Origin of the sequence: Peribacillus sp. Bi134 (assembly GCF_918698065.1) — a bacterium.
GTDB lineage: Bacteria > Bacillota > Bacilli > Bacillales > DSM-1321 > Peribacillus.
In genome coordinates, this window is sequence record NZ_CAKKLN010000009.1 from 73,473 (window position 1) to 99,674 (window position 26,202).

Annotated in this window: 21 protein-coding genes and 3 pseudogenes; 19 read left to right on the forward strand and 5 right to left on the reverse strand. The window is 39.5% G+C overall.

Annotated elements, in window-relative coordinates; translation table 11 throughout:
- Positions 1–33: 33 nt before the first annotated feature.
- A complete protein-coding gene (locus LQ188_RS20680; protein ID WP_053533860.1) occupies positions 34–354 on the forward strand; it encodes an antibiotic biosynthesis monooxygenase in 321 nt (106 codons plus the stop codon).
- A 710-nt stretch (positions 355–1,064) separates the two neighbouring features.
- Here the strand turns inward: LQ188_RS20680 and LQ188_RS20685 are convergent.
- Positions 1,065–2,468, reverse strand: coding sequence for a sigma 54-interacting transcriptional regulator (locus LQ188_RS20685; RefSeq protein ID WP_230178038.1), 1,404 nt, complete (start codon positions 2,466–2,468; stop codon positions 1,065–1,067).
- Between the two features lie 303 nt (positions 2,469–2,771).
- On the opposite strand from LQ188_RS20685, the gene speB reads away from it, so the two are divergent.
- From speB to LQ188_RS20725, 9 genes and pseudogenes are all read left to right on the forward strand, one after another.
- Positions 2,772–3,770, forward strand: a complete 999-nt coding sequence (gene speB / locus LQ188_RS20690) for an agmatinase (RefSeq protein WP_101223388.1) — start codon at positions 2,772–2,774, stop codon at positions 3,768–3,770.
- Between the two features lie 99 nt (positions 3,771–3,869).
- Entirely contained in the window at positions 3,870–5,309 is a 1,440-nt protein-coding gene (locus tag LQ188_RS20695) for a sodium:solute symporter (protein WP_230178039.1), read from the forward strand.
- A complete protein-coding gene (locus tag LQ188_RS20700; protein ID WP_290370131.1) occupies positions 5,309–6,112 on the forward strand; it encodes a class II aldolase/adducin family protein in 804 nt (267 codons plus the stop codon). The genes LQ188_RS20695 and LQ188_RS20700 overlap by 1 nt, the downstream gene beginning before the upstream one ends.
- An 89-nt stretch (positions 6,113–6,201) precedes the next feature.
- On the forward strand, positions 6,202–7,191 hold the full coding sequence (locus tag LQ188_RS20705; RefSeq protein ID WP_230178040.1) for a D-2-hydroxyacid dehydrogenase: 990 nt from the start codon (positions 6,202–6,204) through the stop codon (positions 7,189–7,191).
- Positions 7,192–7,346: 155 nt separating this feature from the next.
- Positions 7,347–7,439, forward strand: coding sequence for a putative holin-like toxin (locus LQ188_RS27020; protein ID WP_220126990.1), 93 nt, complete (start codon positions 7,347–7,349; stop codon positions 7,437–7,439).
- 253 nt (positions 7,440–7,692) lie between these two features.
- Positions 7,693–8,265, forward strand: a complete 573-nt coding sequence (locus LQ188_RS20710) for a TetR/AcrR family transcriptional regulator (protein WP_230178042.1) — start codon at positions 7,693–7,695, stop codon at positions 8,263–8,265.
- Positions 8,266–8,326: 61 nt separating this feature from the next.
- Positions 8,327–9,754: an MDR family MFS transporter gene (locus LQ188_RS20715; protein ID WP_101223383.1), complete on the forward strand. Its 1,428-nt coding sequence runs from the start codon at positions 8,327–8,329 to the stop codon at positions 9,752–9,754.
- Positions 9,755–9,973: 219 nt separating this feature from the next.
- Positions 9,974–11,020, forward strand: a pseudogene (locus LQ188_RS20720) (alkene reductase); the annotation flags it as partial.
- A gap of 135 nt (positions 11,021–11,155) precedes the next feature.
- Positions 11,156–11,677 carry a topology modulation protein gene (locus tag LQ188_RS20725; protein ID WP_230178043.1) on the forward strand — a complete coding sequence of 174 codons (522 nt, stop codon included), beginning with the start codon at positions 11,156–11,158 and terminating at the stop codon, positions 11,675–11,677.
- Between the two features lie 168 nt (positions 11,678–11,845).
- On the opposite strand, the pseudogene LQ188_RS20730 reads toward LQ188_RS20725, so the two are convergent.
- From LQ188_RS20730 to LQ188_RS20735, 3 genes and pseudogenes are all read right to left on the reverse strand, one after another.
- Positions 11,846–12,151, reverse strand: a pseudogene (locus tag LQ188_RS20730) (amidohydrolase); the annotation flags it as partial.
- Between the two features lie 55 nt (positions 12,152–12,206).
- A pseudogene (locus tag LQ188_RS27025) lies at positions 12,207–12,311 on the reverse strand (IS6 family transposase); the annotation flags it as partial.
- Positions 12,312–12,499: 188 nt separating this feature from the next.
- Positions 12,500–13,732, reverse strand: coding sequence for a MerR family transcriptional regulator (locus tag LQ188_RS20735; RefSeq protein WP_230178045.1), 1,233 nt, complete (start codon positions 13,730–13,732; stop codon positions 12,500–12,502).
- 185 nt (positions 13,733–13,917) lie between these two features.
- Between LQ188_RS20735 and LQ188_RS20740 the strand changes: the two genes are divergently transcribed.
- From LQ188_RS20740 to LQ188_RS20780, 9 genes are all read left to right on the forward strand, one after another.
- Positions 13,918–15,204 carry an FAD-binding oxidoreductase gene (locus tag LQ188_RS20740; RefSeq protein WP_230178047.1) on the forward strand — a complete coding sequence of 429 codons (1,287 nt, stop codon included), beginning with the start codon at positions 13,918–13,920 and terminating at the stop codon, positions 15,202–15,204.
- Positions 15,205–15,217: 13 nt separating this feature from the next.
- A complete protein-coding gene (locus tag LQ188_RS20745; protein WP_230178049.1) occupies positions 15,218–16,690 on the forward strand; it encodes an aldehyde dehydrogenase family protein in 1,473 nt (490 codons plus the stop codon).
- Positions 16,691–16,735: 45 nt separating this feature from the next.
- Positions 16,736–18,154 carry an MATE family efflux transporter gene (locus LQ188_RS20750; protein WP_230178050.1) on the forward strand — a complete coding sequence of 473 codons (1,419 nt, stop codon included), beginning with the start codon at positions 16,736–16,738 and terminating at the stop codon, positions 18,152–18,154.
- Between the two features lie 45 nt (positions 18,155–18,199).
- The gene (locus LQ188_RS20755; RefSeq protein ID WP_230178051.1) at positions 18,200–18,481 is read left to right on the forward strand and encodes a cupin domain-containing protein; all 282 of its coding nucleotides are present in this window, start codon (positions 18,200–18,202) and stop codon (positions 18,479–18,481) included.
- A 91-nt stretch (positions 18,482–18,572) separates the two neighbouring features.
- Positions 18,573–20,192, forward strand: coding sequence for an amidohydrolase (locus LQ188_RS20760; protein WP_148357307.1), 1,620 nt, complete (start codon positions 18,573–18,575; stop codon positions 20,190–20,192).
- A gap of 419 nt (positions 20,193–20,611) precedes the next feature.
- A complete protein-coding gene (locus LQ188_RS20765; RefSeq protein WP_230178224.1) occupies positions 20,612–21,910 on the forward strand; it encodes a hypothetical protein in 1,299 nt (432 codons plus the stop codon).
- A 172-nt stretch (positions 21,911–22,082) separates the two neighbouring features.
- On the forward strand, positions 22,083–23,270 hold the full coding sequence (locus LQ188_RS20770; RefSeq protein WP_230178052.1) for a M20 family metallopeptidase: 1,188 nt from the start codon (positions 22,083–22,085) through the stop codon (positions 23,268–23,270).
- A gap of 12 nt (positions 23,271–23,282) precedes the next feature.
- The gene (locus LQ188_RS20775) at positions 23,283–23,483 is read left to right on the forward strand and encodes a DUF3311 domain-containing protein (protein ID WP_053344651.1); all 201 of its coding nucleotides are present in this window, start codon (positions 23,283–23,285) and stop codon (positions 23,481–23,483) included.
- Entirely contained in the window at positions 23,480–24,979 is a 1,500-nt protein-coding gene (locus tag LQ188_RS20780) for a sodium:solute symporter (RefSeq protein WP_230178053.1), read from the forward strand. The genes LQ188_RS20775 and LQ188_RS20780 overlap by 4 nt, the downstream gene beginning before the upstream one ends.
- A 317-nt stretch (positions 24,980–25,296) precedes the next feature.
- On the opposite strand, the gene LQ188_RS26870 is transcribed toward LQ188_RS20780, so the two are convergent.
- Positions 25,297–25,425, reverse strand: coding sequence for a hypothetical protein (locus LQ188_RS26870; protein ID WP_290370132.1), 129 nt, complete (start codon positions 25,423–25,425; stop codon positions 25,297–25,299).
- Between the last annotated feature and the right edge of the window lie 777 nt (positions 25,426–26,202).

Consider the following 26,202-nt stretch of genomic DNA (forward strand, 5'->3'; position numbering starts at 1 on the left):
TCATTATAAGTATATCGATTGGAGTTGTTCAGATTGTTCGTCCAGATGAGAAAAATGGTGGTAAAAGAAGGTAATGCCGAACAAGTAGTAAAACGGTTCAGTGGGGAAGGGATCATAGAAAAGCAGGAAGGGTTCATCGATTTAAGTGTGATGGTGAAAAAAGTGCGTCGCGGGGATGAAGAGGTCATCATTATGATCAATTGGGAGTCGGAGGCGCATTGGAAGCAGTGGGAAAAGAGTGAAGCCCATATCGCAGGCCATAAAGCGAACCTTGGGAAACCAAAGCCTGAATATATCGTCAGTTCGGAAGGATCATTATATGAAGTGAAAGCTATAAAAAAGGCCGTGAAATAACCGACTATAAGCTAGCCTGTTTTAAATTCGGTACAATAGAAAAGATATTCCTAAGTTACTGGGTGGAATATCCCATTTCTCAATCATCGTGTTAGCATAAGGATGCGGAATGGTTACCGTTTACATATAATGGCTTACCTTCACTAAAAATTCAGGCTCCCATTATGGGTGCCTCTTTTTTATTCAACTCAAAATAGGATATATGTAATTCCAATTCTGTTGATATAGTAAAATATCTTTTATTTTCATTAAAATGGAGACAATCATGGAAATGTGAAGAAAAGGGAGCAGGAAGTAACAGGTGCAACCGTACAAAGGGAATAATGAGCTACTGGATCAACCGGTACAACAGGAGAAGTGGGGGCAATCGGTTTACGCTTCCAAGTAACCAAAATTCAGGTCATTCACAGTGAATGGAACCAACACTGTGTTTACCGTTGTGACTGGTCGCTAACAGTTGGTGAGGGCTTCACTGACGATCATCCGTTTGAATTAATATGAGATGTAACTTCAATAATTTGGAAACGTGATATTTTGAATCCCATTCAACTTGAATGTGGATTTTTTTTGAGGGGCTTTTTATTGGTATTATGGTCGATAATCTTCATAGTTTCACTTCGAATTGCTGTCATATAAGGCTTCAAAATGCGCCCTTAGCTTTAATTAGCTAAGGGACATTCATGGTTTACAGGGATTTTAGTCAGATGCATTTACAAATACTCTTTGTACTTCTTTAATTTATAGATGACTGTTGGCTGGCTGATGCCTAAATGTTCTGCCATTTCGTATGTGGTTTTACATTGTTTCCATGCTTTTGCAATCAGTTGCATTTCAACCTTTTCCAGTGTCTTCTTTAAATCGAAATTCTCTTCACATTCCTGTTCGATTGCCAGGAAGGTGGAATCTTCTGGCTGTTCTATTTGCCCTGTGATGGATTGGGGAAGGTGTTCGGGAAATATAATGGGCTCTTCGATGGTCAGGATTAGCCGTTCAATTAAGTTTTCTAATTCCCGTATATTTCCGGGCCAATGATAATGAGTCAAAATTTCATAAGTCGATGGATGGATTTTTTTGAATTTCTGGTATTTATCATTGGTTTTCTGTAAGTAATGCTGAATTAAGAGAGGGATATCTTCTTTACGTTCATGTAATGCAGGTATTTGGATGGGAATCACATTCAAACGATAAAATAAGTCCAATCTGAACTTACCTTGACTTACCATCTCCTTCAAATCTTGATTAGTTGCTGCAACCAGGCGGAAGTTAATATGGTTTTCTTTTTTTCCACCGATGCGCTTTATCTTTTTTTCCTGTAATACTTTCAGTAATTTAGCTTGCATGGCAAGTGGGAGTTCCCCGATTTCATCTAAGAAAAGCGTCCCGCTGTCAGCCTGTTCAATCAGGCCTTGCCTCCCTTGTTTATTTGCCCCTGTAAATGATCCCGGCTCATAGCCGAATATTTCTGATTCAAACAAACTTTCAGGTATCGTGCTGCAATTCACTTCGATAAAAGGTTCTTTCTTTCGGTTGCTTTGGTCATGAACAGCACGGGCAAAAGTGCTTTTCCCTACCCCTGAAGGTCCTAATAAGAGAATCGTGGCATCGGTTTTTGAAACATTATGGATCGTTTTTAAAATATGCTTCGTTTCATTACTTCTGGCAATCAAATAATGGTAATCCAGTTCCTTTTCTCTTAAATCCTCGACTTCCGTTTGATAGCCTTTTATTTTTCGTTGTAATTGCTCAAATTGATCCTGCAATTGCAAAATCTCGGTTTGATCCTGACCATAGCTGATTACCCTAACGAGAAGTCCTTCCTTATTAAAAATGGGATAGCCAGTCGACATGACAACATGACCCGTTTTCGTTTCTTGCATTATGCGCTTCGCTTTCTTTTCTTTTAAAACGATCGCATTGATGGAAGGCGTGAGAAGGCCTTCACTTTCTAATTGATAGACGGAGGTACCGATATAAGAGTCACTTTTCATACCATAAATCTCCCAAAGCTTTGGGTTGGAATATAAAATGATCCCATCTTGATCGGTAATGAGAATGTTATTATTCGATGTTTCAATAATCTTATTTAGTTCTTCCTCCAGCATATCATCGTACATAAGTTCCGCTCCTTTGGGTTTTGGGATGCTGTTTAATTAAAATATAAATCAAAAAGTCTAAATAATCAAAAAATAAATCGAAAAACAAGAAAATGATTAAGTTTTTAATCAGTTGAATGAAACAAAATGACGAAAAGCCCTATATACCACAGCAAAATAGTTGGTCTGAATCTTGCTTATGTAATAGATAGAAATAGAATTTCCATAGCCATTCTATTAGAAAAGATGAAAGTTTGTAGGGCAGCTGCAATTGCAGTGGTGTGAAAAAAATTATGGCAGAATTAGAATTTAGGAGGATGTTACATGATGAAGTATCAACCGAAAGACTCATTCAAATCACCCCGTTTTTGTGGAGTGCGTACGTTTATGCGGCTCCCATTTGTTGAACGGGTAGATGAACATATGGATTTTGTCATTACGGGGATTCCTTTTGATTCCGGGCAATCATTTAGAACGGGTGCGAGATTCGGACCAGAGGCCATTCGCGATTTTTCAATCCTTTTACGTCCTTATAATCCAGAACAAGATATTAATATTTTTGACTATATATCAGGAATAGATTATGGGGATATCCCGATCATTCCGGGGTATATTTCTGAAACATATAAAAAAATCGAAGCAGAGCTTACCCCCGTCATTGAAAAAGGGATCATTCCCATTTCATTGGGAGGCGATCATTCCATTACACTAGGGGAGTTACGTGCGATCGTAAAAAAACATGGACCTGTTGCCCTGCTTCAATTCGATGCTCACTCTGATACTTGGGATAGTTATTTTGATCAAAAGTATAATCACGGAACCGTTTTTCGCCGTGCAATAGAAGAGGGGCTCATCGATGTATCGCGATCTCTTCAAATTGGTATGAGGGGCGGTCTGTACGGACCGGAAGATCTTCAAGATGCCCGGGATTTAGGTTTGGGCGTTTATACGACAAACGATTATAAACGTCTCGGGGTTGAAAAGATGCTGGGGGTCATTCATGAGCGTGTTGCGAATGGTCCGGTGTTTTTATCTTTTGACATTGATTTTTTAGATCCGGTCTATGCTCCGGGAACGGGGACCCCTGAAGTGTCCGGTGCCAGCATTGATGATGCCTTGGCTTTGGTGAGAGGCTTGACGAATATAGATTTTGTTGGATTCGATCTTGTTGAGGTTTTACCATCATACGATCACGGACAAATCACGGCTGCCGCAGCCGCTAATATTGTCTATGAATTCATCACACTCATCGCCCTCGCAAAAAAAGGGAAACTGGAGAAAAAAGAGAGAGTCGGAGATTTGGAGACCCAGCTTAACAATTAGTTCCTTCATTTAACTGTAAAGAAGGAAGGAATCGTTGAAGTCCTTTCTTCCCTCTTTACAAAGCGAAAGAACAATACAAGCCCAAAAGGAGATGTGTAAATGCATATTTTGGATATATCGATCATGATTCTATATTTTTCTGTTTTAATCATTGTGGGAGTAATCGGATCCAAACGGGCAAAAACAGCAGATGATTTCATTGTGGCAGGACGTAATCTTGGTCATTTTATGTATTTATCCTGTTTAGCTGCTGTGATATTAGGGGGGGCTTCTACTCTAGGAACAGCAAAGTTAGGTTATCAGTTTGGGATATCCGGTATTTGGCTAGTGGTGATGATCGGGCTCGGCATAATCGCTATCGGGTTGTTTTTAACAAATAAGATATTTAATTTAAAAGTATTGACGATCAGTGAAATGCTTGAGAAGCGCTACAACTCTCAGACAAGATTGATCAGTGCACTTGTCTCTGTTATCTATACATTCATGCTGACTGTAACGCAAGTGATTGGGATGGGGACGATTTTACATGTTTTGGCTGGCTGGAATTTAACGGTTTCCATGATAGTCGGGGGTGGGATCGTATTATTTTATACAATATTAGGAGGTATGTGGTCAGTCACCATGACTGATGTCGTGCAATTCGTCATCATGACGATCGGCATTTTCTTTGTCATGCTTCCGATGAGCATCTCTAAGGCAGGAGGGTGGGGCTCGCTTAAAGAAAATCTCCCTGCCTCACATTTCGAGTTAGGCAACATTGGCGGAGAAACAATTTTTCAATATTTCCTACTATTTACTCTAGGAGTAGTTGTTGGCCAAGATATTTGGCAGCGTCTTTTTACCGCACGAACCAAAGCTGTTTCTCGTGGCGGAACGGTTGGAGCGGGAATATATAGTGTTTTTTATGCGATTGCAATCAGTATCATTGGAATGTGCGCTTTTATTATCCTTCCTGATTTAGGCGATCCCCAAATTGCATTTACCAGTATAGCGATGGAAACTTTACCTGCTGGCCTATTGGGGGTTGTCATTGCGAGTGTGGTTTCGGCCCTAATGTCCACAGCTTCAGGAACTTTGCTCGCTTCGTCAACTTTAGTTGTTAATGACATCATTAAAAAATATATCGGTCCGGGAATGAATGAACGTCAATTTTTAAAAACATCCCGAATTACAACTTTAACGATTGGTGTATTGACCATAATCGTTTCGATATGGATTCAAGATATTTTAGTTGCATTGGATGTAGCTTACGCAATTTTATCCGGTGCTGTGTTCTTTCCAATCATCCTTGGCTTCTTTTGGAAAAGGGTCACGGCTACAGCGGCATTTTACTCGATTCTGGCCAGCATGATCGTTATTATTGTCGGATTGGTGATTAATGGACCTTCCTCCACTCAACCAATCCTGTACGGGCTCGCTACTAGTTTTGTCGTCATTACTACGATCACTCTCCTAAGTCCGAATAATGATCACAGAAACAAAAGTGAAGTGAAGCAAGATATAAAGGGCAAAGCTGACATGGACACAATGGCTAATTGATGGTTCGGCAAAAAAACGGAAAAATTGAGGAGGAAAGTAAAATGACAAAGACAATTTCCCTGCAACCCGCAACATTCAATACATTGGAAGAAGAACGCATTCACAGGAAGGAACGGTTGGCAGCTTCTTTCCGTCTTTTTTCAAAGTTTGGTTTCGATGAAGGGATAGCCGGCCATATTACGGTCCGTGATCCTAAATATACAGACCATTTCTGGGTTAATCCGTTTGGGATGCATTTTAGTCAAATTTCCGTTTCGGATCTAATATTGGTCAATCATAAAGGTGATATTGTAGAGGGTGAACATTCTGTGAATGGTGCTGCCTTTGCCATTCATTCTGAAATTCATAAAGCGCGACCGGATGCCATTGCAGCGGCACATGCTCATTCAGTCTATGGAAAGACATGGTCTTCCTTAGGGAGATTGTTAGATCCGATTACGCAAGATGCCTGCCAATTTTACAGAGATCATGCATTATTTGATGATTTTACGGGTGTGGTTTACGCATCCGAAGAAGGGAAACGCATTGCTAAGGCTTTAGGTCAATGCAAAGCTGTCATCCTCCGTAACCATGGATTGTTAACTGTAGGCCAGTCTGTAGATTCAGCTGCGTGGTGGTTCATAACGATGGAACGTTCATGTCAAGCACAGATAATGGCTGAGTCTGTAGGTAAGCCTATTTTTATAGAAGAAGAGTATGCAAAGTTAACGGCAGAACAAACGGGAACGGAATATGAGGGATGGCTGAGTTTTCAGCCTCTTTGGGACAGAATCAGAAAAGAGCAGCCAGATTTCTTGAGGTGACCATAAAGCAGGCATGGTCTAATCTGCAACGGATTGTTTTCCCATAAAAGAGGGAAAAGGGTATCGTAGGTTCTTGAGGAGGTTTTATAATGTCCGATTCTAAGAAAACAGCACCTTCACTCTATATCAGGGTCGATATACCGGAAAAATACATCAATCAGTTTAAGGAGATTTGTTCAGAAGTTGTTGTCGAGCCATGGGAGTTCGGTGAACCTGAACCACAACCAACAGTTGATCTATCGAAGTTTGATGTCATTTATACGCTGGGGCTTCATGATAATCTTAACATTATAGAAAAAGCTCCAAATATTAAATGGGTCCATTCAGACACTGCTGGAGTGGAGGCCATGCTGAATGAAGATATACAAAACAGCGATGTCATCATCACCAATGTCAAAGGCTGCACATCTGTCCCAATAGCGGAGCATACAATTGCGATGCTGTCTTCATTAGCAAGAGGTGTACCGACAATGATCAGAAATCAAATAAACAAAACTTGGGTTGAAATTCCTGTGAAAGATCTCGAGAATGCGACAGTGGGGATAATTGGATATGGGGATATTGGCTATGAGATAGCAAAGAGATGTAAAGCACTTGGTATGACCGTTATTGGGTGCCGCCGGAATCCCTCCAAGAGGAACACGGAATATGAACCTGCTGATTTGATAATGGGAATGGATCAAGTGGATGAGGTCCTTTCCAGTTCCGACTTTGTCGTCTTGGCCCTTCCGTTTACAAAAGATACATCATACTTTTTTAATAAAGAACGCTTAAATAAAATGAAAAAAGGCAGCTATGTAATTAATGTCGGCCGAGGTAATACGATTGTTGATGAAGATTTAATTCATTCCTTGAGCAATGGGCACATAGCAGGAGCGGCTCTAGATGTGTTTGAAGTAGAACCTTTACCTAAGGACCATCCTTTCTGGCAGCTGGAAAATGTCATGGTTTCCCCACATAATGCTTACAACTCTTCCAAACACCTAGATCGTGTTATGGAATTATTCCTGAAAAATTTAAAGCTTTATTCTGACGGTAAACCCTTAATGAACGTTGTAGAAAAAAAACTTGGTTATTAACAGTAATCGGTCTTTTGAAAAGAAATTCTAATGGAGTACAAGGGCAGACCCTATTGGGTTTGCTTATTTTTTTTTTAAAAGCCACTGCTTCATCTTTTTTTTGTATAGGACAATCTCTGATCAGGAAAAGCTTGTTATAAGGAGGCGATGTATGAATGGGTACTTTCGAAGTTATTTCCCTGATGCTAAGCTTTGGCATGTTTGTAATTGCTATTCTTGATTTCAAAAATCATGACAAGAATCCTTGAAGATATTGAGGCAGGAAGATGTGTTTGATTAATAATGGAAGCGTTTTAAAAAATGCCGGGTTGTTTAAGAAGGTATTGATTTTCACGATTTTTTAAATTTGCAGAGAACACCATTAGGAGGTGTTCTTTTTTGTTTCCAATGAGTTTCAATCGCATATTCAATGCATATATAAGTATCATCTTTGACAAAACAATGATATACAAGTATAGTCTCTAATAGACCGGTTGATATAATTCAAGGAGTGATCCAGCTATGGCAGAGAAACGAAACTCTAAAGACATTCTTATTGAAGCTGCTTCCCGACTTTTTCGAATACGTGGATATTATGGTGTAGGGCTTAAAGACATTATTGAGGAAAGTGGAATCCCAAAAGGTTCTCTGTATCATTATTTTCCGAAAGGCAAAGAAGAATTGGCGATAGAGGCGATAATTCATACTAAAGAATTCGTGATAGATGAAATTCAACGGGGCTTTGATGAAATCGATGACCCCATCAAAGCCATTCAGGCTCATATTTTTCAATTATCCGAGGTATTTGGGGATAGTGAAAATCTATTAGGACTGCCAATCGGAACGATTGCAGCGGAAACATATACGACGAGTGAGCAGATAAGAACGGCCTGCCAAGAAGCGATAGAAGATTGGCAATCCATATATGTGAAGAAATTACTCGAGGCGGAATTCAGTGAGAAACGGGCAAAAGAATTGAGTATCGTAATTAATGCTTTGATTGAAGGTGGTATCCTTTTATCCTTAACGGCGAAAAGCGGGGGACCTCTCCAGGCCATTGCCGAACAGATACCATTATTGCTGATAAATAAATAAGTCATACGAAAAAATTATCTTAAGCTTAGGTCGAACAGTTAGTAATTGGAGGAAATATTTTATGTCTACAGATGCAACACAGCAACAAAAACCAGTCATTAGAACGACTCCCATTTTAATTGCATTTTTAATTGCAGGGTTCATTGGGTTATTCAGTGAGACGGCATTAAACATGGCTCTGGGTGATCTAATACAAGAGTTCAATGTCAGTCCTTCCACCGTGCAATGGCTGACAACGGGTTACCTATTAACATTGGGGATATTGGTTCCCGTTTCGGGACTCTTGATCCAGTGGTTCAATACTCGTCAATTATTCATTGCCTCAATGGTATTCTCCATCATTGGGACGCTCATTGCAGCAATTGCACCTGGGTTCGGCATCTTGATGCTAGCCCGTGTCATCCAGGCAATCGGAACGGGTCTTTTATTGCCTCTCATGTTCAATACCATTTTATTGATTTTCCCTATCCATAAAAGGGGAGCGACGATGGGATTGATGGGGCTGGTGATCATGTTTGCCCCAGCAATCGGGCCGACAGTTTCAGGTTTGATTATTGAAAACCTGAAGTGGAATTACATTTTCTGGGTGTCTTTGCCGTTCTTTGTGATCGCTTTACTATTCGGTCTCAAGTATATGCAAAACGTTTCAATAATCACCAAACCTAAAATTGACGTACCATCCATTATTTTATCAACCATTGGTTTTGGCGGAATTGTTTATGGCTTTAGTATTGTCGGAGAACAAGGATGGAGCAATGCGATAGTTCTTTCCTCTATCATTGTCGGACTTATAGCGCTCTTCCTGTTTGCTGTAAGACAATTCAACATGGATAAACCGATGATTGACTTGCGCGTTTTTAAATACCCGATGTTCACATTTGGTTTAATAACCGTCTTCATCACCTTCATGATCATCATGTCATCAATGATTCTCTTACCGCTATACCTGCAAACCGGGCTTGCATTAGCAGCATTTTCTGCTGGGCTGGTACTATTACCGGGGGGAGTGCTTAATGGTATCATGTCTCCGGTTACGGGGCGCATTTTTGATAAGTTCGGGCCAAGAGGGTTAGTGATCCCTGGCTTCATTATCATGATTGTCATGTTATGGACCTTGACGAACGTAACGACTGAAACGACGATCATTATGGTAGTCGTCATGCATTCCCTCCTTATGATTGGTGTTTCGATGGTCATGATGCCGGCCCAGACAAATGGGCTGAATCAACTGCCGAAAAATCTTTATCCGGATGGAACTGCTCTAATGAATACATTGCAACAAGTATCAGGGGCTATCGGTACAACCGTTGCCATTACAATCATGTCAGCATCCCAAAAAAATTATATGGCAAATGCAGAAGATCCGTTCGATCCATCTGCCATTAGCGGTTCATTGACTGCAGGCGTTCAAGATGCCTTTATTTTCGGTCTTGTCCTTGCAATCATTGGTTTGATCGTGTCTTTTTTTATCAGAAGAGCACGAGACTAATAAGATAGTAATGAAGAAAAATAAATTAGCCAGCAGGGAAAGTAATTTTCTCTGTCTGGCTTTTTCATTGGTATTTATTACCATATTTTATCAAAAGTGCTAAAATCAGAGTTAATTATTTGAAAATTAACCACTTATCGGATAATCTTACACAATGAAAGTTACCAAAATTTAGCTCAGGTTAAGCGGTTAACGGGAGGAACTTATATGAAAACAATAAAAACCAAAATGTTTGAACCTGTAACAATAGGTGCATGGAACTTAAAAACAAGAACGGCTATGGCTCCTATGACACGTTCGTTTGCCGATAACGAAACTGGTGTTGTGAATGACCTGACCGTAGAATATTACCGAAAACGGGCTCAAGATGGAATCGGACTTATCATTACTGAAGGTGTAGTGATTTCACCAAGAGCAAAGGGCAATCCTGGAGTTCCCGGTATATATACTCAAGAGCAAATCAACGGCTGGAAAAAAGTAACGGAAGCAGTACACGCTGAAGGCGGAACGATTATTGCGCAAATCTGGCATGTGGGCCGTGCAAGTCACCATGAAATTGCAGGAGGACTTCCTCCGCAGGCTCCGTCACCTATCGCTGCAGAAGGTAAGGTTTCACGATTCGGCAAACCTTTTGACACTCCTGAAGAAATGACAGAGACGGATATTGCAGAAGTTGTGAACCAATATAAACAAGCTGCAAAGAATGCAATGGTTGCTGGTTTTGACGGTGTTGAAATTCATGGTGCACATGGCTACTTAATAGACCAGTTCAATTCTGACACCTCCAATGAAAGGACCGATCGGTACGGTGGTGATTTAAAACAGCGTCTGACATTTATGAAGGAAGTGCTAAAAGCAGTTATTGATGCGATTGGAGTGGAACGTACCCTTATTCGTTTCTCGGCTTTGAAAATTGACCAGCCTTCTTACATGTGGGAAGACCCTGAAAAAGCTATCCAAACATTTATTGAAGCGTTCAATGAAACAGGAGTCAAAATGATTCACCCATCCACGATGGAATTTACCAAACCGATTGCAAGAGGATTGACCATGCATGAATTAATACGCAGCCACTGGGATGGAATCATAGTCGGTGTGGGCGGGCTTGATCCTGAAACAGCAGAAGCAGCACTGGAAAAAGGCATCATTGACGTTGCGGCGATTGGCCGTCCGCTTATAGCCAACCCGGATTATCTGGCACGAATTAAGAAAGATGAAAAACTTGTTGATTACGAGGTAAAGAAACATTTAGGGCATCTGATTTAATAAATGTAAGGCTGGCTTGTTCTTTGACAGGACGCCGCAGCAACCATACTTCATTTTCTAAAACTGATGCGATTCTTCTTCAAGAAGGGTCGCCTTTTCTTATGAACATAAAAGGGGAGAGTGGATGGTATATCAATGGAACGTATCATGGTTATCGGAGTGTCCGCGGGTGTCGGAAAATCTACTTTTGCAAGAAGGCTTGGAGATCATTTGAATATCGAAGTATATCATTTGGATACATTCTACTGGAGGCCTGGCTGGGTGGAGGCTCCTTTAGAGGCTTTTATTTCTGCCCAGAAGAAGGTATTGAGTCATGACAAGTGGATAATGGAGGGCAACTATAGTAATTCTTTTAATTTACGTTCGGAGCTTGCCGATACGATTATTTATTTAGAACTTCCTCTCCGTGTTTGCCTTTACCGGGTTATAAAACGTTGGTTGTCTAATATAGGTAAAACAAGGCCGGATATGGGCAAAGGCTGCAATGAAAAATTAGACTGGCAGTTTATTAAATTTATCATGACTACCTATTTTCCTCGCAAGAAAGAAATGAAAGCCAGATTTGTCGATCTTCAAAAGAGTGACCCTGAAAAGCTAATAGTTATTTTAAAAAGCAAGCACGAAATTGAAGGATATCTGTTGAATGTGATGGGATAAGCTTTTTATGACACTTAGAGATGTTAGAAACTGCTCTTAACAAAAATTTGGAATTAATATAAAGACCAAACGGAAAAGGGATCTTCCAATCGAAGATCCCTTTTTATACCATGAACTAAATGGCCGTATATGCAAGGGGCGATTACGGTAACCCACTAATCTAGTCTATCATCTTTTAACTAAAGGCTTTACATCTTGCGGAATAGGGGAGATATAGCTTTTCCCTTGTAATCGTTCTTTTAGCTCCGTTTTTGCCTTTTCAACTAATTCTGGATTTTGAAGCACTTCTACTGCAGTTGCCGCAATAACCTTGCCAGCATGAAGCATTCCTTTATGGGCAATGGATGTTGATCCTAGTGTAACCCACTGCCAGCTATGCAAAGGTGACCCAAGAACAAAACAAGCTGTTGTGCATTGGGCAGTAGGAACAATCCAACTAACATCTCCCACATCCGAGGAACCTGTTAATGGCGCTTGGAGGCCCTCAATGGGTTCTAACCAATTTGCCAGTGCATCATCAATATAGATCAACCCAACGCTAATCGTTGTATGAGCAACAGATAAAACCCGTAAGTGCATCATTTCTACCTAATTACAAAAGCTAAAGTTCCCATCTTACTGTTTGCAAAAAAATATCATGATGATAATGTTTCCACTAGAATGAATTTTGCTTTTCCATTCTGACGCACCTTTATTAAAGTAATAGTATCAGTATGTCCAAAATTCAGAGATTACTTGCAATTATCTCGAACCAGAACTTTTTTGGCTACAATGGAGCTGTATCATCCGTCGACGAGCAGCTTTTCGGCCAGCCTATTTGTGCTATTTTTTCATACTAGCCAAATACATTAGCATGTGGAATTTTTCGTCTATTACATGATAATCAAAAAAAGTTCCTGGATCTGTACAGTAACCAATATTTTCACTTTGTGTAATTTGAAATCCGTTGACTGATATATTTTCTTCTATGTATTTTGGATATAAAATATGCACGTGGGAATTTGGATATAAGGCTGAAATATTTTTCAAGGATTTGGCCGAGCTATCATAATAGGAGTACCCGCCGACAATTGTTGAACTGCTATGTAAATAGTTTTTTAGAACATGAATTGGGAACTGCGGATTGAGCAGTGAAAAATCATTTGCTGTAAAACTATCCACAAAAACATCGATGCTAAGCGGTTTCAATGGCAGATTTAAATCAGAATTCAAAATATAAAGGACATTTGGCTTCGGATTCATACGCTCAATTCTTTTTCTAACCTTCTTGAGCATCGCAAGCGAATAGCCACTGAATACATAGGATGCGCTCGTTTCAAGAACATCGATATATTTGGGTAGTGACACAAAAGCGTCAACGTTTGTTTCCACGATTAACTTGTTTTTCAAATCTACATTTTGTAGAACTTTTTGAAACCAAAAATTACTTTTTTCAAATAAGTTAATCATATTGGGATTGATCTCTTTAATCGTTTCTTTATCGTAAAAATAAGATGGATAAGGAGACGTCTCGTACAAGTTCCCGGTAATGATAATACCTTCCTCGATAGCTGCCTCGTATCCACAGGTACAAGTTAAACTCCCAGTTTGAATGTAGACTTTTTTAATCGTCACATCTTTCATTTCAAGTGGAATGTGGCACTTCGGACAATAGAGCAAATTTACAAAGGAAAGTGGGACCCCTGTAAAATTCTCTTCTTTGGATGAAGGCGAGTTGGTTTGAACCGTTTTTTCAATCAATTGGATAGCTTTTGATATGTCTTCTTTTTTCTTGGTCAGCTGGTTCTTTTTATCAATGAGAAAGTTGTTGTAGTAGTCGATATCCTCATGGTCCGAGAAGTTTGTGACACGCTGATACGATAAAATTTGTTGAATTTCTAGCAGTGAAAAATGAAATTTTTTCAGCTCAGTAATAAAAGCCATGTCGTCGAGACACAATTGGTTCATTTGATACTGGGTGTTTTTTTTGTCTGGTATTAATAATCCCAGTTCAATGTAATAACGAACGGTATCGGTGGTAACATGAAAAAGCTTTGCAAATGTACCAATTTTCATAGATGCCCCCCAATGAAGAAAGTGGAGTTACTCCACTTTTTTACGAAAATGAATTCAAAAAACTCTTAAATGGCTATTGACTTGGAGGAAACTCCAGGTCATATGATGGACTCAATAAGTGTGAATATTGTGAATAAAATTTGACTGTATTATAGCATACATGTCACATAAGGAGAATAACAAGCATGGATAAGATGGATCGAATGGATACTCTATCACTGTGGGCAGTGACTGCAAACAGCTATGAAAAAGGAAAGTTTCTTGAAGGAAATGAAGAGGCTGATGTTGTCATTATTGGAGCAGGTTTCACAGGTCTTTCTTCTGCGTATCATTTGCAAAAATTAGGGAAGAGTGTCATTGTCCTTGAGCAAGAAACGATCGGATATGGTGCCAGCGGTCGTAACGGCGGGATGGTATTGCCAGGCTATAAGCCAACGATGAAGGAGCTTGCCAAAAAGTATGGTGCCGACGAGGCAAGACAGCTTAACGATCTCTCCTTGTTTAGCGTTGAACTGGTTAAAAAAATCATTGACGAGCATCAAATCAACTGTGACTTTAGAAAGACAGGTCACATTGTGGCGGCTTACAAAGCCAAGCATTTTGAAGAATTGAAACATGAAAGCGAATTCTTAAACAAAAATTTTGGGTACGATTCAAGCGTGCTTGATCGAAGTCAGTTGCATCAAGAGATCGATTCCCCACTTTATTATGGCTGCTTAGTCGACAACTCGAGTTACTCGTTCCAGCCACTGAATTATGCAATTGGTTTGGGAGAAGCAGCTAGATCGATCGGTGCAAAAATCTTTGAGCATTCGAAAGCACTATCTATTGATTACGGTCAAAACAGAGTGAAAGTTGTAACAGAAAAAGGAGCTGTTACTGCGAAAGACATTATTGTCGCTACAGATGGTTACTCCGGAAAAATCATGAATGAACTGAACAAAGGCGTACTGCCAATTTCGGCACGTATTATTGCTACTGAACAGCTTCCAGAATCACTGGTGAATACCGTCATTCCTAAAGATCGCATGGTTTTTGATACAAGCAATTTCCTTTACTATTTCCGACGTACACCAGATAATCGGATCGTATTCGGCGGTGGCGATATTCGTCCAAACTTAGGCGATGCCGTTTATCAAAGTGTTTACGATGCCATGGTTAAAATAATGCCAAAACTAGCAGGAAGCAAGATTGATTTCAGTTGGGGTGGATTTATCGGGGTTACAATTGATACGTTCCCTGTTATCGGCAAATCCAAAGAAGGCGCATATTTCGCAACGGGTTATACGGGCCACGGCGCTTCTCTCTCGACATTGTTTGGCAAGTTATTGGCACAATGGATCGTTACGGGGAGTGCAGGTGGATATCGATTTGAAAAGGAACGCCTCAAATCATTCCCATTCTATAATCAGAAAACCATGCTGGTAAATCTAGCACATATTGGTTTTAAACTGGTAGATATTATTGCTTAAAGGAGAGTTGTTTATGAAAATAAACATGTTCATTGACGGGAAATGGGTAGAAGCATTATCCGCTGATAGACGAAACATTATCAATCCTGCAACCGGAGAGGTGATCGCAACGTCTGCTGATGGATCAGCAGACGATGCGAAGATAGCAATCAAGGCGGCCCGTAAAGCGTTTGTCAGCGGGATCTGGTCGGATTTATCAGCTGATGAAAGAGCTGATTATCTCTATAAGATAGCAGACCGTCTTGAAGAGAAGGCAGCTGAAATTGCACGTTTGGAAACTGCAAATAACGGTAAGGTTATTCGTGCAACCACCTATGTGGATATTCCGGTATCGATTCAATGCTTCCGCTATTATGCTGACTTGATCAAAGTCATGAAAAAGGAATCTTACACTCGTGCTGATTCTTCAGAAACAATTATTATTCATGAACCGATTGGTGTTTGTGGACTTATTGTACCTTGGAACTTCCCACTTATGTTAGCTGTTTGGCAAATTGCTCCTGCACTCGCCGCAGGGAATACAATTGTACTTAAGCCTGCTGAGGTCACTCCTGTAAGCGTTTTCAAATTATTTGAAATTATCGAAGAGGTTGGACTTCCGGCCGGAGTGACAAACTTGCTATTGGGACCTGGATCAACAGTTGGGAATGAGCTTGCCGAGAGCCATGATGTTGACAAGATTGCCTTTACCGGTGGAACAAAAACAGGCCAAAGCATTATGCGCGCAGCTGCGGGCAATATGAAAAAAATCACCCTTGAACTGGGTGGTAAATCTCCACTTATTGTGTTTGACGATGTGGATTTTGAAGCTGCAGTCGAGAATGCGATGTTTGGTATTTTCCACAATGCTGGGCAAGTTTGTTCAGCTGCATCTCGTTTGCTTGTACAAGAGACCATTTACGATAAGTTTGTTGAAAGATTAGCCGAGCGTGCAAGCAAAATTGTAGTTGGCAACGGGGAAAGCGAAAACATTGAAATGGGAGCCCTCACAAATGAGACTCATATGAATGAAGTTTTACATTACATCAAGAGCGGAATCGAAGAAGGTGCAAAATTAGTTTGTGGTGGTAAGCGCTTAACAGAAAATGGGCTTGATCGAGGATTTTTTATTGCGCCAACGATCTTTGCTGATGTAAATGCGAATATGCGTATTGTTAAGGAAGAGATTTTTGGTCCAGTCCTTGTTGTACAGAAATTTAAAGATGAGGAAGATGCCATCCAAAAAGCGAATGATTCCATTTATGGATTAGCTGGTGCTGTATTTACTGAAGATATGGATCGAGCAAAACGTGTCATTAGTAAATTGCGTGCGGGAATTACTTGGATTAATAGTTATCATCTCGCTTATGTTGAAGGTCCTTGGGGAGGATTTAAGCAAAGTGGAATCGGCAGAGTGTTAGGTGCTGTTGGGCTGGAGCACTTTATGGAAACGAAGCAAATCAATATCCACCAGCATGCCAAGCCTGTAGGTTGGTATGCGAATTAATTGAGCTTAACTTACTACATCTATTATTTATAGGGGGACATGCTCATGAAAATAGCAGACAACCGTCCGTCATCGAAGATAGAGCAAGTAGAAGTAATGAATAAGCCAGCGTATGATTCATTGCTGGGAACTAAAAGTATTCCGTTACTATATTTACGATTTGCTTTGGCAGGAATTATGGCTAACGCGATTCTAGGGGTTGCAGCGGTTGTCGATGGCTATTTCGTCAGTGGCTTTCAGGAGGTGGAAGTCGAAGGGATTGGAATTGGATTTACGGTCATGGTTATTACCCGTATGCTTGGAGTTCTTTTGGGTGTGGGAGCCGGAGCGGTCATTTCACTTCGACTTGGAAAAGGGAAAATCGAAGAAGCTAGAGGTATTATGGGACAAACCTTATGGTTTACTCTTTTCTTCTCCATTTTGCTAGCTGTAATTGGAGTGGTCTTTGAAAATCAAATTATGACCTTATTCGGAGCAAGTGATGAAGCGCTTCCATATGCGGTGCAATATAGCCGACTGCTATGGATTTCATTGCCATTAACGATATTGGCCGTTGTATTAAGTGTTTTAACAAATATCGATGAAAAACCTGTATTATCAATGAACAGTTGGTTAGTCGCAGCAGTTGTTGGTGGGATTACAGAATGGATAATGGTAACAAAGTATGACATGGGGATGATGGGTTCCTCATGGGCCAATACGATTTCTCAATCGATCCCTGTTTTCCTGATCTTTTATTTCTGGTTTGGTAAAACAAAACTTAAGCCAAAAAAGAAAGATATGATGATTAATCTCAAGACGATCGGTGAAGTGGCTTGGACGGGCTTTGCATCTTTCTCGAGTCTGTTCATGATGTTTATTGCCATTATTTTCTTCAACAACATGCTGCAAAGCTACGGTGGTGGGCTGCACGTTGCCGCTTTCACGATTCAAAACGGTTACATTACAAATATGCTCGCCTTAGCAGCGCTCGGTGGGATGACAGGACTTCAACCGATCATTAGTTATAATTACGGTGCGGGCAACCTTGATCGTGTTAAACAAGCAATTAAGATGGGACTCATTTTTACGGTTGCCTTCTTTGTGATTGTGACAGCCATACTTATCATTTTTGCAGATCCAATTGTGTCATTTTTTTCCGTTGGTAATCCTGAATTGCAGAAACTGGGCATTTGGACGACAGTTGTATTCAATTCTTTGTTTACGCTTAATGCAGTCAGCTTGCTTATCTCCGGTTATTTCGAAGCACAAGAGAGAAACTGGTCCGCAACGTTTATCAGTGTTAGCAAAATGCTGTTGTTCATGTTCCCGTTTTTATTTATTTTCCCGAAATTCTGGGGTGTAGAAGGTATATGGTACGCAGGTCCTGCTGCAGAAATTCCAGGTCTTCTCATTGCCATATACTTTATGAAAAAAGAGTTCAAACGTTTAAAAGATACAAATGTTAAGGCAGTACGTTTATAAAACCTATTCCTTTAAAATTACCTATAAGAAAGAGAGAGGATCATCATGTTTTTTGCGAAAAAACTTACAGCAGAAGAAGCACAAGAACTAGGTGTTGACACGTGGGAACCATGGGTAGGCGAACCGAATAAAGGAACGTGGCATCTAGAAGAACAGGAAGTTTTCTATGTGACAGACGGTGAAGTGTTTATTACTGTTGATGGAGAAAAGTATCATATTACAAAGGGCTGGGTCGTTTCCTTGGCTAAGGACCTTGTCTGTGAATGGGAGTGTCCAGTATTTTTGAAAAAGAATTATAAAATGAACCATGAGATCAATCTGAAATAATGTGAAATGTGGAGTGGGCAAATTTTAAGCAGATGAATGCTAAATACTGAATTGATCACTCTAAAAGAGTAATTTCGAAAGGGATGAGTTTATGAAAGCTGATGTTGTATTGATAAATGGAGAAGTTATTACAGTAGACCAAAAGAATACAGTAGTCGAAGCTGTAGCGATAAAAGATAATCGTATCGCAGTTGTTGGTTCAAATCAGGAGGTTAAGAGTTTTATAGGAGAAAAAACGGATGTAATTGACTTGAAAGGAAAAACGCTTCTTCCTGGTTTCATTGATTCTCATATTCACCTCATTTTTTATGGGGTGAATCAGTTGGCGGTAAGTTGTAAAGCTGAACATATCGATTCTATCGAGGCTTTGTTAGATGACCTGAAAAAGAAAGCCTTAGTAACTCCTAAAGGTGAATGGATACGTGCTTGGGGCTTTAATGAAACCGCTGTGAAAGAAAAGCGTTATCCAACAATCGCTGAGCTAGATGAAATTTCAGATGAACACCCCATTATTGTATCACGTACTTGCAGCCATATAAGCGTGGTGAACAGCAAAGCATTAGAAATTGCGCAAATTAACGAGAACACCCCGGATCCTAATGGGGGAGTTATTGAAAAGAATAAGGCAGGAAGGCTAACAGGAAAATTAATTGAAGCAGTAAATATGAGTATGAACGAGTTTGCAAGTTATACAGAAAGTGAACTGATGAAGGCTGTGAAAATTGCATCAGATCATTTCGTTGCAGCGGGCATAACAAGTATACATGAGGCAGGTGGAAATGGTCCTGAGAGTTACCGTTTACTGCAACAAGCTGTGAAGAGTAAGGATATTCGTGTCCGAATATATGCAATGATATGTCAGGTGAATAACTCCCATGAATTTGTTAATAAAATGGTCGAAGCTGGTGTGGTAACTGGTACCGGAGATGAGAGATTCAAAGTTGGACCAGTTAAATTGTTTACAGATGGAAGTAGCACCGGGCCTACAATTGCAACTCGTGAGTCGTACTCCAGTGACTCTAACAATTATGGCATTCTTTATTATAGTGAGGAAGAAATCTATCGGGTTTTAGGTGAAGCGCATAAAAAAGGCTATCAAATCACTGTACATGCACAAGGTGATAAAGCCATTGAAATCTATTTGAATTGTGTGGAAAAGGCGTTGGAGGAATCACCAAGAAAAAACCATCGTCATCGGATTGAGCACGCGGGAATTTCTTCACCAGATTTACAAGAGAGAATGAAAAAACTCGAGATGGTTCCTATTCCAAATCCTCCATTTCCATATGAATTCGGAGAGATATATGTCCAACACTATGGTGATCGTGTTAATCACATGTATGCTGTTCGTGATTTTATTGATCGTGGCATCATGGCAGCAGGTGGATCGGATGCGCCAGTTACTGACTATAATCCTTTATTAGGAATTCATGTTGCTGTCAATAGAAAAAGCCAGTCTGGAATGGAGTTTGGTGCTAATCAATCTATAAACGTAATGGAAGCTATTAAACTATACACCTGGAATGGCGCTTATGCGAGTTTTGAAGAAGAGATAAAAGGAAGCATAGAGGTCGGAAAGTTGGCGGATTTAGTTATATTAAATGACAGCATTTTAAGTGTCAGCCCAAACCAAATTAAAGATTTAAAAGTAGAAACAACTATTATTGATGGTGAAATTATCTATCAAGAAGAACAATCAGTGAAAATTTAATATATCATAGTTTGCAAACCACGTAGCCCTTGTAAAGTTACGTGGTTTTTTATCGAAATAGGTACCCAAAATTATATATATGCTGAAAATCGAATGAGATGGAAAAGTAGTTATGAATCACTTGAATAACGTATACAACGTATTTTTACTTCATGTTGCATGATAAAATGATACATAAGAGAAAAAATTTGGCGTGGGTATGAATACAACTATATATTATACCATCGCTACCACTCTTTTCTTTTTTCTGCTGATATGATCAAGAGTAACAAAAGAAATAATAACCAGGGCTCATACAAATTGAGCAATATTTAGACAGCAGAAAAATTAGGATTACGATATCATGACTTGGATTAAACCAGGATATTCTAGAAAGAACAATGAATCTATTACAGATGGTAAAGGAAGTCGATTACTGGATGTATAAAATCGGACTTGTCGGTCTAAAAACTTCTATAGAACAAATTTTAGTTTTGGCAGAAGAATATAAACATGAGTTGGAATTCATCTCATTGCCCTATGTAAAGACCGAAGAGGTGGAGAATATTGTAAAGGAACATGAATCTCACGTACATGCATGGCTTTTTTCTGGTCCACTTCCCTATGAAATTGCGGGAAAAACAATACGTACAGATAAAATAATGGTCCATGTTCCTGCCACGGAATCAGGTTTTTATAAATCTTTTTTAGAGATGATCTACGAACAAGGGAAAATCATTGAGCATCTAAGTATCGATACTATGTCCTCAAATAATATAAGTGAGGAAGCTTTGTCACAGTTGAATATAAAAACCAAAAAGATTTATACGAAAGTGTTTGAGACAGATGTTGATACGGATGAATTGGTACATTTTCACTTGGATTTATGGAATACGGGAAAGACAGAAGGAGCTTTTTCTTGTTTTCCTTCCGTGTGTGAAGCTTTAAGGGAATATGGCATTCCAGCTTACCGAATGTCGATGAGTAAGATGGAAGTGAGGCAAACGCTTCGAATTCTTTCTGAAAAAGTAAAGACTTCCTACTTTAAGGATACACAAATCGGAGTTGAAATCATTGAAGTCGAATATTTTAACAAAGTTGCAGAGGAAATGAAAACTCCTTATCATTTACAATACTTGGAGCTACGGCTAAAAGAAATGTTGATTCAACTTGGAGAAAAAATAAATGGTTCCTTTTCAGAGAAAGGGAATGGAAGATACATGATTTTTAGTTCTCGCGGCGCAATTGAACGAGAAATCATTACCCTCGAAGATACCATTCAAAAATTGGCTTTTGAAGCAGATACAACCGTTGCCGTCGGAATTGGCTTCGGTGAGACTGCCTATTCGGCGGAAATCAATGCTTTTCGTGCTATTCAACATTCAAAAGAGATGAAGAAGCGAGAAATTGTGATTATTCAAGATGATGGAAAAATTATCGAATCACCAGGCAAAAAGAAAGAACTGCAATATGATACCCGTACCCACAATAAACCCCTTATAGAAAAGTTGAAAAACGGAAATATCAGTGTTAAAACGTATAAGAAGATATCGGCTCTTGTTCAAAGAATGGGCTGGAGTGATTTTACTACAAAGGACATAGCGACACATCTTGAGATGACAGAGCGGAATGTACGGCGTATTGTTGCGGATATGTGCGAAGTTGAGTTGGCACAATGCGTTGGTGAAGAGGCTAACGCCACCCGTGGAAGACCGAGTAAAATTTATCAATTATTATAATTACAGGCACCCAAAATTTGGGTGCTTTTTTAGTGCGAAAAAAGTTTGGAATTTTCAAAAAATATTGTAATAAAGACTGTGTGAGATTATACTCTATTTAAGGAATTTTTTCCTTAAACTATCCTAAATTAAGAAATGTTATGTAAATTGAATGAAAAAGGAGTTGTAGTGGATGTCTCAAACGATAATGATTCATGATTTGATCGAGGCTGTTAAAGATGAAGTGATTGCTTGGAGAAGATATTTACATAAGTATCCGGAGCTTTCTTTTCAGGAGGAAAAAACAGCACAATTTGTTTATGAAACGCTGCAAACTTTTGGTGAATTGGAAATTTCACGTCCGACAAAAACGAGTATTATGGCTCGTTTGATTGGTCAGCAGCCTGGGAAGGTTATTGCACTGCGGGCAGATATGGATGCGCTTCCAATTGTAGAAGAGAATGATTTTGACTTTGTGTCACAGAATTCAGGAGTTATGCATGCTTGCGGACATGATGGGCATACGGCGATGCTGCTTGGCACAGCAAAAATTCTTACACAGTTAAAGGATCAAATTAAAGGGGAGGTGCGCTTTTTATTTCAACATGCTGAGGAACTGCCGCCCGGTGGAGCTCAAGAAATGGTGAGAGCCGGTGTGCTGGATGGGGTGGATATGATCATTGGATCCCATCTCTTGTCGACTCTTCCTTTAGGGAAAATTAGTTTGGGTTACGGTCCAGTGATGGCTGGAGCTGATACTTTTAACATTACTGTGGTGGGTAAAGGGGGGCACGCCTCACAGCCTGAACTTACCGTCGATCCCATAGCAATTGGAACTCAGGTTGTATCAAATCTCCAGCACATTGTTTCGAGGTATCGAGATGCCCAGGAAGCCCTGGTGATTTCAGTGACTCAGTTCCATGCGGGAAGTGCGATTAATGTTATTCCAAGTAAGGTAAGCATTGGTGGATCAGTTCGCAGCTTCAATCCGGAACTGCGGGAAGAAATCCCGAATTTTATCGAACGGATAGTAAAAGGGATTACTGAAGCGCATGGAGCTACTTATGAATTCGATTATCAGTTTGGTTATGCTCCTACCATTAATGATGAAGAAGTTACCCGATTGATGGACGAAACGGTCTGTGAAATATTTGGTGAAGAAAGTCGAGAAATTTCAAAGCCAATTATGGGAAGTGAAGACTTCTCTGCTTTTCAAAAAGTAGTTCCGGGATCTTATATTGGAATAGGAGCTCGTAATGAAGAAAAAGGGATTATATATCCTCACCATCATCCCAAATTTACAGTCGATGAACAGGCTCTACAAAATGGGGTGAAGTTATTTGTTCATGGGACTTTAAAAATGTTAAATCTAACTTACTAGGGGGTTAAGAGTTTGAAAAAAATATATTGGCTCGGAATTATCCCGTTTCTTGGCTTTATTGTGGGCGCTTTGTTTACAAATAAAGTAACTCCCTATGTTCTGGGTATGCCATTTTTTCATTTTTGGATTGTACTTTGGTCTGTGCTGACCACAGGTATAATGGGGATTATTTATCTACTCGATCCTGCTAATCAGAAGGGAGATTCAAGATGAACATTGCCGTTTTTTTCATCCTGTTTTTTTTCGTCATTTCCGTTTTGATTGGTATCCAGGCTAAAAAAGGGAAAGAAATGAACTTGGAACAATGGTCAGTTGGAGGTCGCGGAATGGGAGCCCTATTGATTTTCCTCTTATCCGCAGGTGAAATGTATACTACCTTTACCTTTTTGGGTGCAAGTGGTTCGGCTTATGGGGAAGGTGGTTCCATCTTTAGTATCGTGACATATGGCTGTCTGGCTACAGTCATCTCCTATTGGACATTTCCGGCAATCTGGAGGTATGCAAAGAAACATAAATTAGTTTCCCAATCTGATTTTTTTGTGAAAAAATATCAAAGTCCATATCTTGGTGTGCTTGTTGCTGTAATAGGTGTTATAGCTTGTACTTGCTACTTAGTCCTGCAATTGAAGGGTTTAGGATATATCGTTTCTGCAACATCCTATGGGGTCATTTCTTCTACAGCTGCCATTTGGGTTGGAGCAATTGGTGTTACCATTTTTGTAATGGTTTCCGGTATTCACGGTTCTGCCAGGACAGCTATTTTGAAGGATATTCTGATTCTTGGCGTTGTTGTATTTTTAGGAGTTTATTTCCCACTTCATTATTATGGCGGTCTTCAACCTATGTATGAGGCCGTTGAACAGGCAAAGCCGAACTATACCATACTTCCAAATCAGGGAATGAGCGTTTCATGGTATATATCGACCGTTGTATTAAGCGCTATTGGATTTTATATGTGGCCGCACGGGTTTTCTCCTATTTATGCTGCCTCTAGCGAGAAAGCACTGCGAAAAAATGCAATCCTAATGCCAATATACCAATTGATTTTATTGTTTGCCTTTTTTGTCGGGTTTGCAGCGATCTTACAGATGCCTGGATTAAAAGGCGGCGACGCCGACCTTATCTTGCTGCAGCTTTCTAAACAAGAATTTGATCCATGGTTTGTAGGCTTAATCGGTGGTACTGGCGTGTTAGCCGCTCTAGTCCCAAGTTCCATGCTGTTGATGTCTATATCAACATTGCTTGCGAAAAATGTATACAGCGTATTCACTCCATCTGCAACGGAAAATCAAATTGCAAAACTGGTAAAATATTTGGTTCCGCTTATTTCTCTAGTAGGGATTTACTTGACCTTTAAAGGTGGAAACACCCTCTTTAGTCTCGCTTTAATCGCCTATAATTTTATTACACAACTTGCTCCTGCCTTTTTCGCAAGTTTGATGAGAAAGAATTTTGTAACCAAACATGGAGCATTTGCAGGGATAATAACAGGAGGAGTACTAGTTTCCATCATGGAACTGGGGAATATAAAAATTGGACAACTGTTTCCTTATCTTCCTCAAGCAATAAAAGACCTGAATGTGGGTATTATCGCCCTATTTGTTAACATTGTTGTTTTAGTGGTGGTCAGTTTGATGACAAAAAACTTTACTTATACTCATCAAGATACTGATGATTTGGAGACATCAACACTAGAGCAGAAGATCTAATGCAAAAAGAATCAAATAGCTAACGCAAAATGATTTTTTACATTCACTTCCTGTATAAATATGTAACACGAATTCCTTCCAATTAAAACTTTCCTGGGGTCAGTTTTGCAGCACTCCATTTACAGTTTGGAACGCTTTTAAAGAATTGGGCTTTTGGAATCAAAGTTGGTCCAGTGGACACAGGATAATTCAATGATCGCCCTTTTTTGAAGGGTAACTTTGAGAATTGTCCTTTTTAATCTCTTTCTGCCAAATAACTAAGAAGATTATCTGCAAAAAAACAACCGGTCTGAATATGACCGGTTTGTTTCATTTACTTACTCTGATTTAGAGCTCTGATCTTTATTTCTTTTATTTCCTTTGCTGTTGTCCCCGCTAATAGGAGTTTGTCCGTGTAATTGCGGTGAATTTTGGTTACCGCTGCCTTTATTGAACTTTTTTGTCATGTCTCACATCTCCTTTCTTTTTTCAAATACAGTTTGTCCCTTTTTGGTGAACTTATGTTTTTCACTTGTAAGGAACATCCTTATCAAGTGATCTTTTTCATTCATGGCTAGTAAGGTAGCTCGGTAGGAGGATAGATAGAATAATCATTGCCTGTTGAAAAAGGAGTTCAGCTGCATATCGATCTGCATTTTGCCCTTGAGGGATTTTACACAGACAAAGTGTGCAAACTGGCTGTTATCACTGTTGAAAGTTCTAATTATGAAGATGAAATAAAAAATGTTATGGAATGTTTGGGAACTAGAGGGTCTTTTTAACATAAGTTCATACAAGAGGGTTAAATTACATAGTTCTTACTTTATTTTTAATAAGCTTGCAGTAGTAGTTTGTAGCTCTGAAAAAAAGAAAAGTATATACAGATAAATGATTTCAAGGATACATGTGGTATTCCTTTTTAAAGCATGTATAAGCATCTTCATAGTCATCTTTCCTTTCTTATTGTAATTTCATCAATTATACTAATGAATTTATACAAAATCTTCCTCTTTGTTAGATTACCTGCCATTGTTTTTCTGGATGTAAGATTTTGTTGAAAAAGGATTGTTTACCTGGTGAACCTTCAGTTAAATGATTGAAGTCATTTTAAGTTAAAAATATTTCCAGCTATTACCTCGATGGAATATATTTCGTGTATTTTGGGAATCCAATAACTGATTTTGGTATTTACTTTATGAAGGATCAGCCGAATATTTGCTTCACAGTTACTAGCGCTTGTACCA

Coding starts and splice junctions, on each gene's coding strand:
- LQ188_RS20695 (WP_230178039.1), top strand. CDS start 3,870: ATGCATATTTTGGATATATCGATCATGATTCTATATTTTTCTGTTTTA.
- LQ188_RS20770 (WP_230178052.1), top strand. CDS start 22,083: ATGTCTCAAACGATAATGATTCATGATTTGATCGAGGCTGTTAAAGAT.
- speB (WP_101223388.1), top strand. CDS start 2,772: ATGATGAAGTATCAACCGAAAGACTCATTCAAATCACCCCGTTTTTGT.
- LQ188_RS20755 (WP_230178051.1), top strand. CDS start 18,200: ATGTTTTTTGCGAAAAAACTTACAGCAGAAGAAGCACAAGAACTAGGT.
- LQ188_RS20710 (WP_230178042.1), top strand. CDS start 7,693: ATGGCAGAGAAACGAAACTCTAAAGACATTCTTATTGAAGCTGCTTCC.
- LQ188_RS20740 (WP_230178047.1), top strand. CDS start 13,918: ATGGATAAGATGGATCGAATGGATACTCTATCACTGTGGGCAGTGACT.
- LQ188_RS20700 (WP_290370131.1), top strand. CDS start 5,309: ATGGTTCGGCAAAAAAACGGAAAAATTGAGGAGGAAAGTAAAATGACA.
- LQ188_RS27020 (WP_220126990.1), top strand. CDS start 7,347: ATGGGTACTTTCGAAGTTATTTCCCTGATGCTAAGCTTTGGCATGTTT.
- LQ188_RS20750 (WP_230178050.1), top strand. CDS start 16,736: ATGAAAATAGCAGACAACCGTCCGTCATCGAAGATAGAGCAAGTAGAA.
- LQ188_RS20760 (WP_148357307.1), top strand. CDS start 18,573: ATGAAAGCTGATGTTGTATTGATAAATGGAGAAGTTATTACAGTAGAC.
- LQ188_RS20705 (WP_230178040.1), top strand. CDS start 6,202: ATGTCCGATTCTAAGAAAACAGCACCTTCACTCTATATCAGGGTCGAT.
- LQ188_RS26870 (WP_290370132.1), bottom strand. CDS start 25,425: ATGACAAAAAAGTTCAATAAAGGCAGCGGTAACCAAAATTCACCGCAA.
- LQ188_RS20735 (WP_230178045.1), bottom strand. CDS start 13,732: ATGAAAATTGGTACATTTGCAAAGCTTTTTCATGTTACCACCGATACC.
- LQ188_RS20765 (WP_230178224.1), top strand. CDS start 20,612: ATGTATAAAATCGGACTTGTCGGTCTAAAAACTTCTATAGAACAAATT.
- LQ188_RS20780 (WP_230178053.1), top strand. CDS start 23,480: ATGAACATTGCCGTTTTTTTCATCCTGTTTTTTTTCGTCATTTCCGTT.
- LQ188_RS20685 (WP_230178038.1), bottom strand. CDS start 2,468: ATGTACGATGATATGCTGGAGGAAGAACTAAATAAGATTATTGAAACA.
- LQ188_RS20745 (WP_230178049.1), top strand. CDS start 15,218: ATGAAAATAAACATGTTCATTGACGGGAAATGGGTAGAAGCATTATCC.
- LQ188_RS20725 (WP_230178043.1), top strand. CDS start 11,156: ATGGAACGTATCATGGTTATCGGAGTGTCCGCGGGTGTCGGAAAATCT.
- LQ188_RS20715 (WP_101223383.1), top strand. CDS start 8,327: ATGTCTACAGATGCAACACAGCAACAAAAACCAGTCATTAGAACGACT.